Raw genomic sequence first — 20,742 nt, forward strand, 5'->3', positions numbered from 1 at the left:
GGCGCAGGATTTGACGTTTACGAAATTTTTGCACAGGAGATTTGCAAACTGTGGTTTGGACAGAAATTCTTAAATTTAAATGTAGCAAAATCAAATTTTCCATATGTTGATTTGATTTCAGAAGATAATAAATTGTATGTTCAAGTAAGCACAATCCAGGATATACCTTTAAAAGTGAAATCAACTCTAGAAAAAATACGAGATAGTAAATCGAGAGAATTTAAAGATGTGAAGAAGTTGTTTTTCTTTGTTATTAGCAATGATAGTGTGAACGATGTAAAAGATTATACAGGTGAATTTCAAATAGGAAGCATTGCATTCACTAAAAAAGACAATCTGATTACAACAGATGATATAATCCAGAAGGCAAAAACAGATATTAAATTTCAAACTGCGTTATATGATTTTTTGCAGAGCGAGAATGATTTATTGATTCAAATAGGCGATAAATTTGAAAAAGCTATTACACTGAGTAAAGCATTGATTAATAACAACATTGATTACTTTATTAATGATGAATATATAATTGATAGATCGGAAGAGATAAAACAAATACAAGAAGATAATTTAAATTTTATTTCCATACAAGGAGAAGCTGGTTCTGGTAAATCTGCCTTGTGTAAGATTATGCTTGAAAATGAAGAATTATTACTTTATGCTAGGGCAGAAAAAATTTCGGAAGCAAGATCCTTGGAAGACATATGGGGAGTGAATGTTGATAAGGTTGCTAAATATATAGGTCAAAAAAAACTTGTTATTTATATTGACGCATTGGAGTTTATAGCTGACGGTGCAAAAACAAAATTGGATACTTTACAGCAAATTTATGAAACTGTCAAGGGGTATAATAACATATATGTAGTAACGTCATGCAGATCTTGTGATAGGACTGCATTTGTAAAAATTGAAAATATTTATAAGATAAAGAAATATGATATTTCCCTGCTTACAAATAATCAAATTATCGGGGTGGCTAAAAAATACAAAATAATACAGGAATTATGGAGCACAAAATCATATATTCAACTTTTACGTTCGCCGTTTTATCTTAATTTGATTATTAAGGAAATAAAGGATTCTAAAAAAATTGAAGATGTAGATAGCTTTAGAAATTTAATTTGGACACAAGTGATATGCATGAGTGGAAAGCAATTTTTATATGGAATTAAAACTTCGGACATTAGAAATGCTGTAGAAAAAATAGTGTTTGATAGAGCTAAAAAATTCCTTCTGGGTGTAAGAAAGGAAGAAGTAGGGGAAGAAATAGTTAATATTTTGCAGTCGGAGAATATTATTACCTCTTGTGCAGATAATACAATACGTCTTAAATATGATATTTTTGAGGATATTTGTTTTGAAAGATTTATTGATGAAAAGTATGATGATTGCAAAAATGAGTATGATGTTTTCTTTTCAAATCTAATGAATATGGGAAGATGTATATATCGCAGATATCAAATATGGGTAGAAAACAAACTTTTTTCGAAAGGAAACAGAGAGAAATTCTTATATAAACTGTTAGAGACAAATAAAATTCCTATGGATTGGAAAGAACAGACGATGATAGGAATTGTGAAATCAAATTTTTGCAGTGAATTTTTTGAGGAGTATGCTGATTCTATTTCCGGTGATTTGCTATGGGAATTTGTTAGGCTTACTAATAATTTTGCATTTGAAACAACTATAATTAATTTAAAATATGAAAACGTTTATTCAAAATTAGAGCCAATTGGAATAGGCAGACCATGTTTAATTAATATAATTTTTAACAGCGGTATATATAAAGAAAATGGTGTAGAAAAAAAGGTATTAAAATTGTGCGAGGACTATTCCCAAAATTTTGAGAACGATGATGCCGCATTGGAACATGCTTGCAGTATACTTGAATTTTATATTGAAGAGAAGATGCATAATTCTTTGCAGGAAAATCAGTTTCATTTGTCAGATGATATAAATATATGTTTAATGCCAATATATAGAATGGCAAAAAAGTCTAAAGGATGGATTAAACATTTTTGGGAGGAACGAATCAGCGGGTATCTGAGTATAGAGGATAGAAAACATCACCTAGATGAGGAGATAATAAAATATATTTTAAAAAACACTGTACCGGCACTTGCACTGCAACTTCCTGAAGATTTGTGTAAAGTGGCAGATACGTATTGGATAAAGAATCCCCAATATGATAAAAATGCTTTTTGTTATAGTCAAAATTTAATAGAGGATACTGAAGAATGTGGATTGTCTAGAAAAGCTGGTTACTATAGTTATGAATATAAAAAGGTATATGAAAATGGATTTTTAAATGTACTTGTACAATATAACTGGATAGTTGCACTTGAATGGTTGATTAGACTTACAAATCATGTGGCTGATTCAATAAAGGCATTATCTCCCGAGAGTGTATATAATATAAGTGTATGGGAAAATTCACCCAATGAAGGAAGGAATTTTATATACAATCCGATTTTTTGGTTGGTAGGAATTCAGGAGAATCGAGTCCATGCATTATTAAGCGACGGAATTTATTTATTTACTCAAAAAGCTATACGTGAAATAAACTCTGAACATAATGATAAAACAGTAGTAATAAAATTTGCAGACTATATTAAGTCTAAGATTTTACAAGAGGCTAACAATATTATGATGCTTTCTGTTATCGCTGAAATAGGACGAAACTGCGAAGAAGTTATTCCAGGATATTCGGCTTTTTTAGCGTCAAGTATTGAATTGGTTATGCTAGATAGTCAGAAAATCGGAATATTGTCTCCTGATTCGAATAGACAATTATATGAAAAACTGGTGCTTATGTCAGTAGGAATTCCGGAAATTAAACAAAGGTATGACATTAAAGTAAAATCAAATGATTCATTGCAAGATATAACTATAAAGATGCAACTCTTAGGTGGTGAATATAAGGAAAAAGCAGAGAAGCGCCTTGATTATTTGTATTCAATTATTCCAAATAAAGGTGATAATGCCAGACAACATTTACAAATACAGAAAATGGATTTACGAAACGCTGTTATGAACAAAGTTGATGAGCATACATATGCAGTCATTCCTAAAATAACGGGTGCAGCTAGGAAAATTGTTGAAGAAAATGCTAAAAGTAAATATAACAGAGATAAGGACGATTTCAAAAAAATAATATGTAATTGTAATTCTTTGATGGTAGATGGAAAAATTGGATTACAAGATTGTTTTGAGACGATTACTAAATTACAAGATTTAATAGAAAGTACGGATGTTCCTGGACAACTACAAAATGATCTTATAATGATAATTGCATATGTATTAGCCCAAAAAGAAATAACATTAGAGGAACGCTCTAGATTATGCAATATTTGGCTGGATGGAATAGAGAGTATTTTTAATAATGGAATTTTTGCATTTGAAATAGGTTTGGTTAAAGTACTTTATAGACAAATTGAATTTGAATTAGATTTTTCAGTAAAGGAGAAAATGAAACGTCAAATGCTAAATTGTCTTTTATATAAAGGGCAACAAGGAATTATTTCTAAGATTACTTCACAATTAAAGGGATATTTGCCACAGAATAAAAAGTTGGCCAAAAATTTATTTTATACAATTATTGCAATGTCAGAGGACAAAATGACATACTATAAATATAATGTATCTAAACTCAATGAAAAGAGCAAGAATATTGAATATCAGCCGAATAGAGGAAAACCACCTATCTGGGTAAAAGAAATTTTTGAGAAGAATGAAATTGAATTTTACCAAAGTAGCAGAGAAGAAATTATAAAAAAATTACTTGTGAATGAAGAAAAAAAGGATTTGAGCACATGGAATATAGAGGATAGTGATATTCAAACATTATGTTATATATCAAATTGCGGATTAAATTTTGAAGATGAAGAGTTTAGAAGAATAATGGGAAAGATCTTTCCATACATCTTGTCAATTATTGCAAGTGTAAAAGATTACTATGAATATTTAGACGCATATGCGATTGGAGAAGTAAAGGAATTTATTAATAATGAATTAACGGGCAATGAATATTATTCAGCTATAATAGATATGCTGTTTGATTTCCCTGATTTTGCACAAATGAATTCTGACGTATATGAATTATATGAAGATATTTCATGCCATTTGTTAACGGTGTATTTTGACGGATATGATAATAAAGCTGTTAGAAAGAAGTGTGAGGTAATAGTGGCAAGGATTGAAAACAAAATAGCATTAATTGCTGATGAAAATGTGAAGCATAATCTTTATGTTATGATGTTTCTTACTTTGGGAAAATACCATATGCATGATTGGAATGAGTTACAAACAAAATATTCCTATAAGGATAAAATGTTTTTGAATAACCTTTGGGTGAAGTATGGGTGGCTTTATTTAAAAAATTTGTTATATGTAATAGATCAAATGCATATTACGGAACTCTTACCAGAGGTGATCATCCCGATAAATGAGTCGTTTCAAAAGTGCAAACATGATTTTTCAAAATGTGAAAAAGTTATAATAAATAGTGAATTTGTAATAAATAAAATTATTACCAAGGCTTTTTTGGACTTTAATGACGATATTAAAGCAGATAAAGAGTTAATGAAAGCATTTGAAGAATTTTTAGAGATGTTGATTGAGTTCAATATAGAAGAGGCTGCCGTTATACTTGATGAATTCAGAGTGCATTGAGAGAAGGTACATTGCTGCAAGAGATTAAAACTTTTGGAAGTAGTAGATTATTGTAGGGATAGCATTATGTCTTTATAAATGATTATATTAACATTTGATGTTTCATATTACATCATTACATGCAGAAGTTTTGAAGATACAGAATGGATGATAGAGTAATGTGATTTGAGTAAGATGGGAATAAAATTAATGGTTAAACAGTCATATTTCTTGTAATTGTTCGCAAAGAGGAATAATATCTAGTATAGGGACAAATCTAAAGGAGAATATGAATGGATTTACTAACTACGGCGCAGGTTGCAAAAGAGTGGAGCATTTCTCAAAGACGTGTTGATATTTTGTGCAAAGAAGGAAGGGTAGAGGGAGCTATTATGCTTGGAAATAGATGGCTTATTCCTAAAAATGCTCAAAAACCGAAAGATAAGAGAAAGGTAAAAATGTAACAGATTGAGGAATATCTATGTCAAAAAAAACAAAAGAACAAATAAGTTTTAATATGAAACAAGTAAAAAATAAAGATTCAGACATAGAAATTATGTTGCGAAAAGAACTATGGAATCGAGGATTAAGATACCGAAAGAATGTAAATGGAATAGTTGGGAAACCCGATATTGTGTTTAAATCGAAGAAGGTAGCCATTTTTTGTGACAGTGAATTTTGGCACGGATATGATTGGAAGAACAGAAAAGGAGATTTCAAATCTCATAAGGATTTTTGGATACCTAAAATTGAAAGAAATATTGAGAGAGACAAAGAAGTAAACAAGGCCCTGGAAGATGATGGATGGAAGGTATTACGATTTTGGGGACGAGATATAAAGACACATTGTAAGGAATGCGCAGATGTAATACAGAAGGCGTTAGAAGAGTGATCTGGAGTGGAAGTGTGCGCATTATATACACTGTCACTCCTGAAGATATTACTGGAGAAAATATTAGTAGATGGAGAATAGTAGTGATATATGTATAAAACAATAGATTTATGTGCTGGGATAGGTGGAATAAGGCAAGGATTCTGGAGAACTGGTCACTTTGAAAATGTATTATCAGCAGAGATTGATGAATATGCTGCGCGTACATATGAGTCTTTATTTAAGGAAAATCCTAGAAATGATTTGACTTCGGAAGAATTTAAGGAAGTAGTTGCACAGTGTGATTATGATGTTCTGTTAGCGGGTTTTCCGTGTCAACCGTTTAGTAGCCAGGGAAATTTGGAAGGGTTTGGTGATCTAACTAAAGGAACTATATTTTTTCACATAACGCAAATTATAGAACGTAGAAGACCTAAGGTTGTATTTTTGGAGAACGTACAGAATATTGTATCTCATGACAAGAAAAGGACAATTAAGGTGATTGTTGATACTTTGGAAAAGAGGTTAAATTACAAGGTTATTGGGGTGTCTCATGAAGATGATGGAGTATTAAAGTACAACAAGGATTCATTTGTGCGTAACACTAAGGATTTTGGGTTACCACAAAACCGGCCAAGAGCATATTTTATTGCGTTTGATAGGGATTTATATGGAGAGTTATTGGATTCGGATGAATTTATAAATGAATTACCAAGGGGATTGAACACTCATCTTTTGAATAATCCAAATCTAAACAAGTACTTGAATGATATATTAGATCATGATGTTGATTTGCACTATTACATGTCAGCAAAATATCTGGAGACGTTGGAAAAACATGAAAAACGACAAAAGGATAATGGAAATGGGTATGGATATTATATATTGAATAGTCTAGATCATCATAGAACCTATGCTAATACTATAATGGCAACGGGGGGGTCTGGAAGGGAACGTAATCTTATTATACAAACAATGCCGGAACACACAGTTGAAGAGGAAGCAAGTCTTAGAAAAAAGGGAGGGTTAAATTCAAAGAATGTGAGAATGATGACTCCTACTGAATGGGGAAGATTGCAAGGATTTATTGGGTATGGGTTTATTGATTCACAAACGGGAAAGGAAACATTTGCATTTCCAAAGAATGTTCCAGAAAGTCAACAGTATAAGCAGTTTGGAAATGCTGTCTCTATACCTGTAATAGAAACAATGGCTGAGTTTATATATAAACAGTTAAGTGTTTTAAATAAAAATTATGAAGTAGTTTTAAAGAATCTTGATAGACGCGAAGGAGGTATAACCCGAAAATCTATAGCCAAAACTCTTCAAATAAAACCAGAGAATGCTTCTTATATACTTAGAAAACTGGAAAAAGGGAAAAAAATTAATCGAACGGAGAAAGGAAGATCAACAAAATATTATTTTGTTAATTAACTTCCAAAATGTTTGCGTAGAGAGGTGTTTATATATGGAAAGCTCTGAAAAAATAAAAATTCAGATTCATCCACGTGCGTTTGCAGCATTTGGTGAAGAATTGGTTACAAGTGATAGTGTAGCGGTTTTGGAACTTGTTAAAAATGCATATGATGCATATGCATTATTGGTTGATATACGATTTGACAAAGACGAAAGAGGAAATCCTAGAATTGTTATAAAAGATGATGGCTGTGGAATGACAAAGGATGTAATTGTTAATGCATGGGCTACTATTGCGACACCATACAAAAAAAATAATCCAACGGTCAAGCGAATAATTAATGGAATTGAACATACTAGGGTTGTTTCTGGAAATAAGGGATTAGGGCGTTTCTCAGCAGCACGACTTGGAAGAACGATGACAATGATTACCAAAACGGATAATGGTCCTGCGATGGAAGCATTTTTTGACTGGAGTCTTTTTAATGAAATTGATAAAATTGATGATTGTCAAATGGAATTAAGAATGTTGGATGATGTTAAAAATACAGGAACAACAATTATTATCCAAAATTTAAACGAAAATTGGGATAATTCAGAAAAAATTGCTGACTTAATGAATGAACTCTCAAGATTGATTACACCGTTTGAAGGCATAAATGATTTCGATATACGAGTTACAACATTGAATGATACAGAAGGTATTGGCGTTAAGCCTAAGAGTTTTATTGATAAGCCTACCTATAAGATTGTGGGCGAAGTTGATTCCAAAGGCTCTATAAAATATAAGTATTTATTTGAAGGAGAAACTAAGAGAAGAGAAAATGTTGAAACAATAGAGTGGACATTTGAAAATTATAAGGACAATTCTGATTTGCTGAATGTTGAAAAGGAGTTGAAAGAATATATAGCTGGTCCTTTTTCGTTTGAACTTAGAGCTTGGGATATGGATTCAGAGAGTTTACAGAGTGTTTCGGAACGTTTTTCTATTGGTAAAAGGGACATTAGAGCAAGTATAAAATTGTATAAGGGAATATCGGTTTATAGGGACAAAGTTCTTGTATTGCCAAAATCAGAGACAAGCAGAGACTGGCTTGGATTGGACGCAAGACGTATTAGTCAAATTGGACGTAGATTAAGTACTAATCAGATTATAGGAATAGTTCAGATAAGTAATAAACAAAACCCTAATATTAAGGATACGACAGATAGAGAAAAATTAGCAGATACTTTTCAATATAAACAGTTTGTTGAAATAATGCTTGAAGTTGTAGATTCGCTTCAAAGAGAAAGAAATATAGATAAAGAAGAAGGAAAAAAAGGCGAGGCATTGTCAGAAATATTGTCACCATTGTCGTCTGGAGAATTAGTTGAATCAGTAGAAAATGCAGCTAAAAATGGTGCCAATGCAAATGAAATAGTAGAGTATATAAAAGACTATCATGAAAAGAATGAGTTGCAGCTACAAGAGTTGAATGAACGCCTTGTTTATTATGCACAAACAGCCTCGTTGGGATCAATTGCTATTGTAATCATGCATGAAATACTAACGGGAATGACTACAATCAAGCGCTTTTTAGATCGTATAGGGCGATTTCTGCCAGAAGATGAGAGGACCCATGCATACTACTCAGGAGCATTAAGCAGCCACAAAAGGATTTTAGACGTTACTAACAGTTTTGCACCATTATATAAACGTGATTTGAGAAAACGAATTCCACCTGTGAACCTAAGAAGTGCAATAGATAAAAGTTTTAATCTTATTTCATCCAAAAAAATGAGTGAAGGTGTGCTACTCGATAATAAAGTTGGCGAAACTTTGGAGGCATTAGTACCGATTAGTGAATTGCAGACTGTTTTTATTAATTTGTTTGATAATGCCTGTTATTGGATGCAAGAAAACGATGGTTCAAAGCAGTTATCAGTAAATGTAGAAGAATGCAAGGAGGGAATGTGCCGTATCTCAGTAAATGATAATGGAAAAGGCATAGATAAAAATAATTCAGAACGTATATTTGTACCAGGAGTCACTTCAAAACCCAAAGGAATTGGGATGGGCTTGGTAATAGTAACAGAGATCATAAAAGCATACGGAGGAGAAGTTGGAGTAATACAACCAGGAAAAATAGGAGGAGCTTCTTTGGTGGTAGATATTCCGATCAAAAGATAAAATGAAAATACTATTTATAGAAGATAAAACAGAAGCAATACAAGGAATAGTTGATTTTATTGAAGAAAAAAACGAGTGGGAGTATAAGAATTGCACATTCGGTGATGCAGCTGGTAATTTAACTATGTATGATCCGGATTTGGTTGTTATGGATTGGATGTACGATGCAGAAAGCACTGATGAAGGAGATCCTATTTTTAATGCCATTTATGAGAGAGATTTTGTACCGATTATAGTTTTTTCTGCAATAGCATCAACTATATCGGATGCTGTGACTCATATTGCTGAAAACAATCCTATGATTGAAATAATACCTAAGGGTGATGAACAAGTAGTTATTAATAAAATTGAACAGTGGGAACCATATATTTTGGCTGTGAAAGAATCAAAAAGGGAATTAAATAAATCACTTTTAGCCTCGGCACGTGCTATGGCATATTTTTTTAATATTAGAAATACAGATGTAAATGTTGTTAAGTATATGTTAACAAAAAGGATACAAAATTCATTTTCTCACGTGGAGGAAGAGTTCACCCCTCCTGCGTGGATTGAGTATGAGTATCCGCCAATGAATGAAAAACTTATGGCGGCTGATATAATTAGGAAAAATGATGGGGATGATTCGCAAGTGGCAAAGGCAGCAAAGTATTATGTTATATTGACTCCATCATGTGATATGGCTAGAGCAAAATTAGATACTTATATTTTAGTGGCAAAATGCGAAAATGCTGGATCATTGTACAAAACAACTGCTGAAACACCAGATAGGGATAATGTAAAAAGAGATGTCAAGAAATATATCAATACAGGATATAATTATGCTAAGGTCCCGTTACCAGAATTGCCACAGAAGATACCTTATATGACGGTGAATTTAAAATCAATAGAACGACTTCAATTAAGTCAGATCGCACTTGATGAAAAAGAAGCTGACGGAAAAGATTATTATAGAGTTGCTTCGTTAAGCAGCCCTTTTCGTGAAAATGTTGTGTGGGCACACATGATAAATTCCTGTAGACCAGGCATGCCAGATAGGGATGTGGATGCGTGGGTGGATTCAATCGTAGAATAGGGGTATTGGATGAGAGATAGTTTAAAAGAAATGTTATATAAGTTCATTGATCAGTATGCATACGAACTATCTGCTGCTCGTGATAAGGATAATTTTAAGCGCCCATTTGGTGAACTTGTGAGAAGAGACATTGCGAATGAAATACAATCACATTGTGATGAAGAGATATATAAAGTGAAAGGGAGTGTCGGAGCAGGTAGGTGGACCGATGTGCCTTGGATTGCGGTTTTTGATAAGCGTATAACTACATCAGCACAAAAAGGGGTTTACATAGTATACCTTCTTAATAAGGATACAAAGGAATTATTTTTAACTCTAAACCAGGGAGCAACGGATATAGCACAGGGAGGAGACGGTTCCGGAAAGCTTGCCTTTACGGGAATTGCTACTGCAAACAATAGCAAAACAACAGAAAGCCTTCGGTTACGGGCAAGTAATATACGAAGTAAAATAGGTCAATTGAGTGGCTTACAATTTGACCCGATTGATACAGGATCTAAACCGTATGATGCAGGATGCATATATTACATAAAGTATACTTTGGAGACATTGCCTGAAGATGATGAATTATATGCTGACTTGTTAAAATTCATTGAAGCATACGAGACGTATTATGACAAAGTTTATGTAAAATTGGGGAAAAGTAAGAATACGAAAGAAGGTGAAAAGTTGTCGCCGAGAGATCAGATCAATAAAATATCTGAATATATTAATGCAAAAGGATTCAAATATGATGAGAATTTATTAGCCAATTTCTATCTTAGCTTGAAGGCAAAACCGTTTGTCCTTTTGGCCGGAACCAGCGGAACCGGCAAAACCAGACTGGTTCGATTATTTGCTGAGGCAATAGGTGCATATGGTGATGGTCGTTATAAACAAGTGGCGGTGAAACCTGATTGGTCTGATTCTACGGATCTTTTTGGACATGTAAATTTGGATAATCATTTTATCCCGGGAGCAATTATTGAATTTATAAAAAAGGCTGCAGATGATCAACGTAAACTGCCTTATATTTTGTGTCTTGATGAAATGAATTTGGCTCGTGTTGAATATTATTTCAGTGACTTTCTTTCTGTTATGGAAACAAGGGATTGGGATGAACATGAGATAATTACAGACAAGTTGATCCCAAGGAGTTGTTATTGCGGGGACAAGAACGCAGAAGACCTATATTCGAATTTAATGATACCTGAAAATTTGTACATAGTGGGAACCGTTAATATGGATGAAACCACATTTCCGTTTAGCAAAAAGGTGTTAGACAGAGCAAATACCATAGAATTTTCATATGTTGATTTTGATTTGTCTGATGAGATTTTAGTGAAAAAACCTGAAGCCGTAGTTGTAGACAATGAATTTTTAAGAGCAAATTATTTGAGATTAAGAATAGATTGCGTCGATCAATGGGAAGATGTCATAACAATAAATGATAGGATATCTAACATAAATTCTGTTTTACAGAAGGGAGATGCACATTTTGGATATAGAGTGCGGGATGAGATAGTCTTCTACATGCTGTATAACAAAAAGTTTGGGCTGCTATCTGACAGAGAGGCGTTTGATAACCAGATAATGCAGAAAGTACTTCCGCGTATTCAAGGAAGTTCGGAAAAATTAGCAAATATTTTAAGGGAATTATTCAAACTTTGTGCTGGACCGTATGCACAGAAAAACGGACAGACAGACGCTCAAAAGATGGAAAATTATTTAATGGAGAACAACACGGTTGATTTCCCCAAAAGTGCTGAGAAAATATGTAAGATGCTTAGGAGATATGAAGACGATGATTTTACCTCTTTCTGGGTCTAATCAAATAATTGATGTGGTTGCCTCGGATATACGCGTCACTGTTAAGAGAAGAAAGGAACCTCCTCTTTCTTCTGATGCTCTTTCACAACAGCAGTCCAAGATTGAAATATGGGGTAAAATTGAAAAACTTAATATTGCGGGAAATGAGTGTGGTGTATCCGGAGAAAATTATGCTCTTGAGGAAACAGAACCTTTATTTTTTGAGCAATCGGATTATATCGTAAGCGCTAAGTCATTGAAAAACAAACCATTGTATTTTGAACATGCAAATAAGCATATAAGAGAAGCGATTACAACGGTAGATGATGATGAACCGAATCGCTTAACCGGAGTAATTAATTTCGGTAATGACGTAGGGTACTCAAATCTTATCTTTTATGATTCTTTTGGGAATCGTTTGTTAATTGAAATAGAGGTATTTCCGTCTAAACTTTCATATAAAGATGATTACGAATTGATTCGAAACGATATAAATGAAATGGTTGAAGGGGCGGTTATTGATTTCATTAATTCCACCTATTCATTAGGAACAACATGTGAATCAAGAACTAATGTGCCGGCAATTTTCTTTACGCTTATTAATCAGCTTTTTGATAAGTACTATAGAGCAACTAAGGTAATAATGCAATCTCCGACTCATAAATTGTTAAAAAAACACACAGTGGTTCCGAGTCATAAACTAAAGCAGACGGATAGCAAAACCATATTGTGGTTAGAAAAGCACCCGGAGCAGATAAGTTGTAATAACGGGAAAAAGATGTTTAACAGAGCTCTTGGGGTTCAGAAGACTATTACATATGACACAACTGAAAATCAGCTGGTTAAATTTATGTTTATAAACACTGTTAAGCAATTACTTAAGTTTAAACGCATGTATTTGGCAAGTTTTAAAGAACCTGATAAAATGGCGGATTCTATGGTGGTGGAAAGAATTGATGATATGGTATCTAAGATTAGCGTACAATTGAAAAATCCGATTTTTTCAGATATTTCAAGACTTAAAGACGTCAATACTATGTCATTGGTATTTCAAATGGCACCGGGATACAGAGAATTGTACAGATATTTTGAATTAATTCAGAGGGGAATATCCTTTAGTGGCGAGATATTTAGCTTTTCGGTAAAAGAAACCTCTACATTATATGAATATTGGTGTTTCATTAAGCTCGTTGATATTATGAAGAGAAAATATACACTTTTGGATGATGGCGGTAATATTATAAAAACGAGTAGAAAAGGGATTACAGTTACGATATCGAAAGACAGCAAATCGCGGGTGCGCTTTCTTGATACAAATACAGGGGATGTTTTTGAACTAATCTATAATCCCGGTGAGTACCCGTCGGATACAGCAAAACAAATTCCCGATACTGTACTTAAACTTACAAAAAGAGTAGGTGTTGAAGGAAAAAAAGCTGAATTTCAATATGTATTTGATGCAAAATATAAAGTTGAAATGAACCCGGATGAACATTATCCGGACAATGAAAAGAAACCGGGACCGAAAGTGGAAGATATCAATACTATGCATCGATATAGGGATGCAATTGTTGTAAAAGATGGAAATATTAGTGAAAAATTGATGTTTGGAGCATATGTACTTTTTCCGTACCCAAATGACGAAGAAGAGTATCGATCCCATCAGTTTTGTAAAAGTATAGATACGGTTAACATTGGCGGATTACCGTTTATGCCCGGAAAAACTAAAATAGCGGAAGAATTATTGACAAAGCTTGTTGGGGAATCAGATGCCAGTGCATATGACAAAGCAATTTTGCCAAGGGGAATTGAAGAAAAATTAGAAAAAGTTGATTGGACAAGGGAAGATGTTCTTGTTGGATCACTGGGATCAAGAGAACAATGGAAGGAATGTTTTAATAAAAAATACTACTATGTTCCGGTTGGAAGTATGGACGAAAATTATCATCAGATCGATTATATTGCAATTTATCATTCAAAAAAATTATTCGGAGAAGATGCAGGAGTTAGTTACTATGGTGAGGTGATAGAAACTGCCGTTGTTCCTCGAAAAGAGATTAATGATCTTGGCGGACGAACTAATCCGAGCGCTATGTGCTATAAGTTCACTATAAAGAAATGGGTAAGGCTTAATTCAAAGATAGAATTTGAAAAAGATTGGGTGTATCGACCAAGATACAGTAATTTCTTTTTGCTACATAACAGCAAATCTACCTTTGAGTTGTTTAATATTAGGACAGAGGCGGATTATAGATTAGTTTATGAACTCCGTAGAATTCGAGATAATTTGAGAGTTCAGGATAATGCAAGAGAATTGTTTGTAAAAATTAATGACACGGTATCGGTTTATAACGATGAACTTTATATTCGAATATATAATTCGGGAAGAGAGTTATTTAGAATCAAAACATCGTCATTTGTAAAAACGCCAAGTATTGTATTTGAGGGACTCAGGAAATATATAACATAATCGATAGGACAACACGACAAATATACTTTGCGAAGGGGAAAGTGCAATTGGAGGAAAATAAAATTTACGAAGTTTTAAAAAAAATCGAAATACGAATTCAAGGGCAAACGATATCAAAAGAAAAACTGTTAAAATCTTTCGGACAGTATTTAACACAGACATTTTCAAAACGAGATCATAATATCGGTCTTATCATGCATACAGGGTCGTTTTGTTTTGACGCAATGCTTGTGACGTATGCTATGATTTTTAACCTTATTTCCAATAAGGTGGAAACGGGAGATGTCGTTAATTCATTTTCAGAGGGGGATATAGTTTTATATGGCCAGAACAAGAAGAGTCGCTATTTTTTTGGCGGATTTGTAGATGGTAGTGAGATAAGAGCTGAAAGTGGTAAGAAATATATTAAACTTACACAAGGTGGTACTTCTGTAAATTATATACCGGAAAAAAGTTGGAGAAATATTGAACCTTATAATGGCGACTCGGTTCGGATGGATGGGAGAGGTATAAGAAAAAAGTCTTCACTAAGAGATGATTTTTTTGTGGAAGTATTGGGCTTTACAAAAGAAAACATTCCCAGTGTTTTAGATACGTCATGTGTTATTGTTGCACCTCGTGACAGGGTGGATTATTTAGTCAAAAATATTAGCCTGGCTTTTGGTAAAAAGAAAATTAGTTTATTGGAATTAGTAACGGCATCATATTTTACGGAAGAAGATGAGTATCGGTACGGTGGGAATACGGGAAAGAACGAACCCACACTTAAATTTACAGCAAAAGTTTCGGCTGCAAGACAATTACTCTTGTCAAGGCGAGGAAACAGACATTTAGGGTTAATAGTATTGGGAGAAGATTCTATTTCCAGAGGGTACTCGGAATTACACGAGTTAATAAATCGTAAATCACTTCAATATGTTTATATTTCTTCTTCAATAGACAGTGAATTGGCTTTTGAATTAACTTTGGATATTGAGGAAACAGAGGTTTTTGCATGTACAAAAGATTTCTTGTTGGAAAACAGTACTACTGATATTGCGGAAATTAATGATTATACTCTTAAACTTTCGAAACAAGTCAATACAATAATTGAAAAGGATAATAAATTAATCGTACTTGAAGAAAATGGTCTTGAGAAAGAAATTGTTTACGAATTTAAAAAGCACATTATTGCCATAAAGCGTAATGAATATACTACTGATGAAAAAGAACGTTTTATTCTGCTGGCGTATTCGTTAATGAAACTGTTTGTTACAGCACCTTTTCCAATGGATAGGTTCTCCGTAGCCAGAGAAAAGGGAATTATTGATGTAAACACTCCAAACGAAAAGATTAAAGAAATGGAAATACTATTATCCGAATTTCCAAAAGTCTTACAAGAAAAAGCCGAGATAACGATTCATTTACTGGAAAAGATATTAGAGCAAGAGGAGAAGATTACAGGTAAATACGAATGGTTACGGCGGTACTTATATTCACATGTTGGTGAAAAAACAGCAATTGTTGTTCCAAAGGCATATTATATAACTATGTTGAAGGGCTCAGGAATGTTTTCCGATTATTTTTTCAGAAAAAAATATTTTACTACTCCAAATAGATTTGATAATTCACAAATGTATGAATGTGTTATTGTGCTCGGAGATTATGAGGGAAAAGCATTCAATACATTCACGTGTAATGCTGCATCAACGATCATTTCGGTTTTGTATGAAAGTGAAAAAGCAGGATACTATTTTAAGAATAAGTCATCGCACAATAGAATTAATCAATTGCAGAAAAAATCGACGCTTATTGTTACCATGCAGGAGCAAGGCGAAGCAATAACATCTGAGGAAAAAGAGACTGAAGATTTTGAAAAGGAAATGGAGGAGTATATTTTCAATGCTGATATAACTTCTGTTAATTCGGAATATAGAAGTAATACGGGATGTGAGGGTATGGTAAACACCGCCATTGCTGTGGTAGCTGCTTTTGATGACGATACAAAAGCGTACCTAAGTAAGCATTATAAGGCATATGTACTGGATGAAACAATAGGTGTTGTAAAGGAGGTAGAAGTACAAGAGATTTGCGAAGGAGATTCTATAGTTTTTACAAAAAATAATGATGATACCAAAGATATTGTTACTTCGATTTTAACAAAGCTCTTTCAAGACGGCTGGTTGGATGATAGTTCAAAGAAAAATTACATAAAGGCTAATTTATGGAAAAATTCATTAGTTGACTTTATGCATGCACAAAGATTTACAGCAAGGAAAGTTGCGGAGTTATTGCTGAAAGATGGTGCAACCGTTCATGAGCAAACAATTTTAAATTGGCTTGATGAGGACTCGCACACAGTGGGTCCGAGAAATGTAGATTCAATACGACATATAGGAAATATTACCGGTGTTGACGAACTTAAAGATAATCCGGAAGAGATATTCGAAGCTTGTCGAGAGATAAGGTCAATCAGAAGAAAAATTTTGGACCAAGTAGGAACTGCAGTCGTTAATAAATTGAGCGGGAGGATTACCAAAGAGGGATCCGGTATGAATTTTATTTTTGAAAAAATAGATACTCTAGCGGAAATAAAGAGAGTAGAACGCATTGCACAAGTCGAAATGGTTGTTCCCGCGGGAATGGCCAACAGACCGATTTCTATTTAAGGGGGATATATGACAGACAAACAGAAGATGATAAAAACCAGAGATGAATATATCGATTTAGTAAAAAAAGAACTTATGGGACCGGGATCGGAAATTTCTATTCCCGATGAGGAACATGAGCTTATTTCAGATGCTCCCAATACGAGATATTCTGTAGGTGTTCTTTTTACTCAGAATACCAAAATGAATGCTGATAACAATGATGCGTCGCGTGTAGAGGAATTAGACAGTGATGTGCAGCCTGAAGAGGAAACGATAAAAATCGATAATGAAGAAGGATTTGTGAAACACCATCATGCAGAGGAGAACGCTGATGAAGAAAACCTTGATGAGGAGATTGGATTGGCCACACAAAATATGCCATCTTCCATGGGAATTACTTTCTTTATTAAAGGAGACTGTAATAGGGTTAATTGCAGCGTAAGCTTTGCAACATATAGAAAAGCATTGGCTATTGATTGCCGCATCCCATATGACAATATACCGGAAGATTATGAACTCCCAGAGGAACTCGATTATTGTGTTTATTTAGACAGAAAAGAAAAAACTTTACGGTTAACATCCGGAGGATTGAAAAGAAAATCTATAATTGCGATAAAAGAAAGAGATTTGCTCGGAGGGGATGAATACGGCATAATTACTATGATGTACAAACTTTCCGATCAGCTTGGAAAGGGATATGTCAGAGAACCGCATTATTGCGATGTTGAATTGGATTTTACTAATTCCGATTATATTGATCAAAATAAAAAGTTGGATGAAACGGGAGCAAAGATTACCGCACTACGGAGAAATATGGGTAATGATATATGGTCATTAACGATTATGTTTGTTAATGATGATACTGGGAAATCGAGCGCAAAACTTTGCCTTTTTCAGCCTGAAATAAGGATTAACAGCGAAAATAATGAATTTACTTATGTTGAGTATGGAGAAAATGTTGATATCTTTGATTTAAATGATGAAGAACAGTCACTTGCACTTCAATATCGAAATAAAAAAGTATACGGAACAGGTCTCGGGACTTCGATTTCGTGGAATGTAGATGAAGTGGGAAGGGGAGAGGTATATAGTAATTATTTTCCCGTGAGTGAAGTTCCGTCTATGGATTTTAATCTTCCGTCAGATTCGAAAGTAACTAAAGAAGTATTGTCCATGAAGTACATGTCGGATTTGGTAAAAGATGAAAAAAAAGTTAAATGTGACAAACTTTTATTAATTGTAGAAGCTTATGATAAGTGGATAGAGGACATTAAGCAAAGGACAGAGTCTTTAGATGCAAAGTATCAGCATATTGCTGAAAAGAATATTTCCGGTTGTGAAGCTGCTTCCGAGAGAATGCACGAAGGAATTGAAATACTGGAAGCCGATGAACTATCGTGGAATGCATTTCAATTGGCGAACAGAGCTATGTTTATGCAACGAGCTCATTTAAAACTCCAAGAAAAAACCGCTGATGTAAGCAGATATCCTTATGATGAACAACTGACGGATTTGTTGGATAGAATAAATTATTATAACGTTGAAGAAATTCTGGAAGATCCATATTCATGGAGACCTTTTCAGATAGCATTTCTATTGATGAGTATAAAATCCATAGTTGAGGATAGCTCGAATGACAGGGAGCTGGTCGATCTGATATGGTTCCCGACAGGTGGTGGAAAAACGGAGGCTTATCTTGGACTGACTGCCTTTTCTATTTTTTACAGACGACTTGCCCATAAGGAAGACTCAGACGGAACTACAGTTATTATGCGGTATACGTTAAGACTTTTAGCGGCCCAACAGTTTACACGTGCGTCTACTCTTATTTGCGCATGTGAATATATCCGAGTTGATGCAACGGATAAAAAGCCGATCTACGGAAAATATGATTTGGGGGCTGAACCAATAACTATTGGCTTGTGGATTGGCGGTGATCATACTCCCAACAAAAATGTTAAGGCCAAGTTTGAACTAACACAGTTGTATAAAGCAACTGTAGAGGAATTGGATTATCAAAAGGACCGACATAATAAGTTTCAAGTTCTTAAATGTCCATGGTGTGGAACAAAGATGGTTCAAGATAAGAGAGGACATAAGAAGATAGGAGAATGGGGATACAGAATGAAAAATAATACTCATTTTGAATTATTCTGTCCTCAGGAAGCATGTTTTTTTAATATACAAGGAAAGTTGCCAATACAGATTGTTGATGAAGAATTGTATCAAAATCCGCCGACATTATTGTTTGGAACAGTAGATAAGTTTGCCATGCTACCTTGGAATCCCAGAATAGGTGTGTTTTTTGGAATTGGCAGAAAAAATAGAGCTCCCGAACTTATTATTCAAGATGAATTGCATTTAATATCAGGTCCGTTAGGTACAATGGTTGGGCTATATGAGGCGGCTATTGATGCTATTTGCAGCAGCAAAGGGAACAAAACCAAAATTATAGCGTCAACAGCTACTATCAGACGTGCTGCAGAGCAATGTTCATCGCTGTATGACAGAGAAGTTTGTCAATTTCCACATCCGGGAATTGACGCAGAAGACTCTTTTTTTGCAAGAGAATCAGTAATTGATTACGAAAAAGGGGTATATGGAAGAAAGTATGTTGGATTAATGCCGTCAGGTAAGACAAAGGCAATGATGGAGATTAGGTCTATAGCAGCATTACTTCAGAAAATTCATACAATGAATTTACCGGATGAAATTAAAGATAAATATTGGACACTTACTGTATATTTTAATAGTTTGAAAGATTTAGGAAAGTGTTCAACGCTTGTTGATGATGATGTTAAAGATTTTATTAAACGAATGGCGTATCGTTTGGGAACAAATAAAGATGCTCGAACTATTACTAATGCGGACGAATTGACAAGTCGAGTATCTACTACTCGTTTAAATGAAACTTTAGATAAACTCGAAAAACTTACATACAGTAAAGAAAACATTGAAAACAAAAGATGGCCATCAAATATTTTGTTGGCTACAAACATGATTTCCGTTGGTATAGATGTGGCACGATTGAATGTAATGCTACTTGTCGGGCAACCTAAGCTGACAAGTGAATATATTCAAGCATCGAGTCGTGTCGGAAGATCATATCCGGGGGTAGCTTTTACTATGTATGATGGCTCTAAGAGTAGGGATAGATCACACTATGAACAGTTTGTGGGATACCATGAATCTTTTTACAAACATGTGGAGCCGACGGGGGTTACACCTTTTTCAAAACCAGCAAGAGACAGAGCACTACATGCTATTATAATTGCTTTACTGAGACAGTTGGTTCCGGAATTAACTCCGGAGAATGCTGCGGGAAAATTTACTCGTGAAAAATATAAGAAGGAGATCGATTCGATTGTTGAATATATTGTTACCAGAAATAATGATATTATCAGCAAGATAAATCCCGGAACTGATACCGAGGAAAATGAAATTCGAGAGGAAATAGCTGTATTTTTAGATGGCTGGGAGAATCTAGAAGAAGGATACGAAGATGATCATTTCTTTTATGGTGAAAAGTATATGATTAACTATCCTGAAGACGGTGATGCTAGGCTGATGAAAGCATATAACACCGGTAAAAATGATAATGCATTTGATACCATGACATCCATGAGAAATGTCGATATTTCGGTTGGAAGCAGCGTATTAATATGGAAGGATTAAGAA

At 34.0% G+C, this 20,742-nt stretch carries 10 protein-coding genes; all 10 read left to right on the forward strand.

From position 1 onward, the window contains the following. Nucleotides 1-24: 24 nt before the first annotated feature. The 10 genes from DW835_RS01120 to DW835_RS01165 all read left to right on the forward strand — a co-directional run bounded on the left by DW835_RS01120 (nucleotide 25) and on the right by DW835_RS01165 (nucleotide 20,739). Nucleotides 25-4,668 (forward strand): SMEK domain-containing protein, encoded by a 4,644-nt coding sequence (locus tag DW835_RS01120; protein ID WP_279221258.1) that lies wholly within the window; start codon nucleotides 25-27, stop codon nucleotides 4,666-4,668. A gap of 272 nt (nucleotides 4,669-4,940) precedes the next feature. Beyond that, complete coding sequence (locus DW835_RS01125; RefSeq protein ID WP_118730503.1) at nucleotides 4,941-5,111, forward strand: DNA-binding protein; 171 nt, start codon at nucleotides 4,941-4,943, stop codon at nucleotides 5,109-5,111. Between the two features lie 17 nt (nucleotides 5,112-5,128). Continuing rightward, nucleotides 5,129-5,539: a very short patch repair endonuclease gene (locus tag DW835_RS01130; RefSeq protein WP_118730504.1), complete on the forward strand. Its 411-nt coding sequence runs from the start codon at nucleotides 5,129-5,131 to the stop codon at nucleotides 5,537-5,539. A gap of 90 nt (nucleotides 5,540-5,629) precedes the next feature. After that, complete coding sequence (gene dcm, locus DW835_RS01135; RefSeq protein ID WP_118730505.1) at nucleotides 5,630-6,952, forward strand: DNA (cytosine-5-)-methyltransferase; 1,323 nt, start codon at nucleotides 5,630-5,632, stop codon at nucleotides 6,950-6,952. Nucleotides 6,953-6,986: 34 nt separating this feature from the next. After that, nucleotides 6,987-9,104: an ATP-binding protein gene (locus DW835_RS01140; protein WP_182430190.1), complete on the forward strand. Its 2,118-nt coding sequence runs from the start codon at nucleotides 6,987-6,989 to the stop codon at nucleotides 9,102-9,104. A gap of 1 nt (nucleotide 9,105) precedes the next feature. Further along, nucleotides 9,106-10,176 carry a response regulator transcription factor gene (locus DW835_RS01145; protein WP_118730507.1) on the forward strand — a complete coding sequence of 357 codons (1,071 nt, stop codon included), beginning with the start codon at nucleotides 9,106-9,108 and terminating at the stop codon, nucleotides 10,174-10,176. A 9-nt stretch (nucleotides 10,177-10,185) separates the two neighbouring features. Then, nucleotides 10,186-11,985 (forward strand): DUF3578 domain-containing protein, encoded by a 1,800-nt coding sequence (locus tag DW835_RS01150; protein WP_118730508.1) that lies wholly within the window; start codon nucleotides 10,186-10,188, stop codon nucleotides 11,983-11,985. Further along, nucleotides 11,951-14,434 (forward strand): DUF2357 domain-containing protein, encoded by a 2,484-nt coding sequence (locus DW835_RS01155; RefSeq protein WP_243036998.1) that lies wholly within the window; start codon nucleotides 11,951-11,953, stop codon nucleotides 14,432-14,434. Before DW835_RS01150 ends, DW835_RS01155 begins: the two co-directional genes overlap by 35 nt. Before the next feature lie 47 nt (nucleotides 14,435-14,481). After that, nucleotides 14,482-17,082, forward strand: a complete 2,601-nt coding sequence (locus DW835_RS01160) for a DrmE family protein (RefSeq protein WP_147353686.1) — start codon at nucleotides 14,482-14,484, stop codon at nucleotides 17,080-17,082. Nucleotides 17,083-17,091: 9 nt separating this feature from the next. Beyond that, nucleotides 17,092-20,739, forward strand: a complete 3,648-nt coding sequence (locus DW835_RS01165) for a helicase-related protein (RefSeq protein WP_118730511.1) — start codon at nucleotides 17,092-17,094, stop codon at nucleotides 20,737-20,739. Nucleotides 20,740-20,742: the final 3 nt, after the last annotated feature.

Source organism: Clostridium sp. AM34-9AC, from assembly GCF_003480225.1.
GTDB lineage: Bacteria > Bacillota > Clostridia > Lachnospirales > Lachnospiraceae > Acetatifactor > Acetatifactor acetigignens.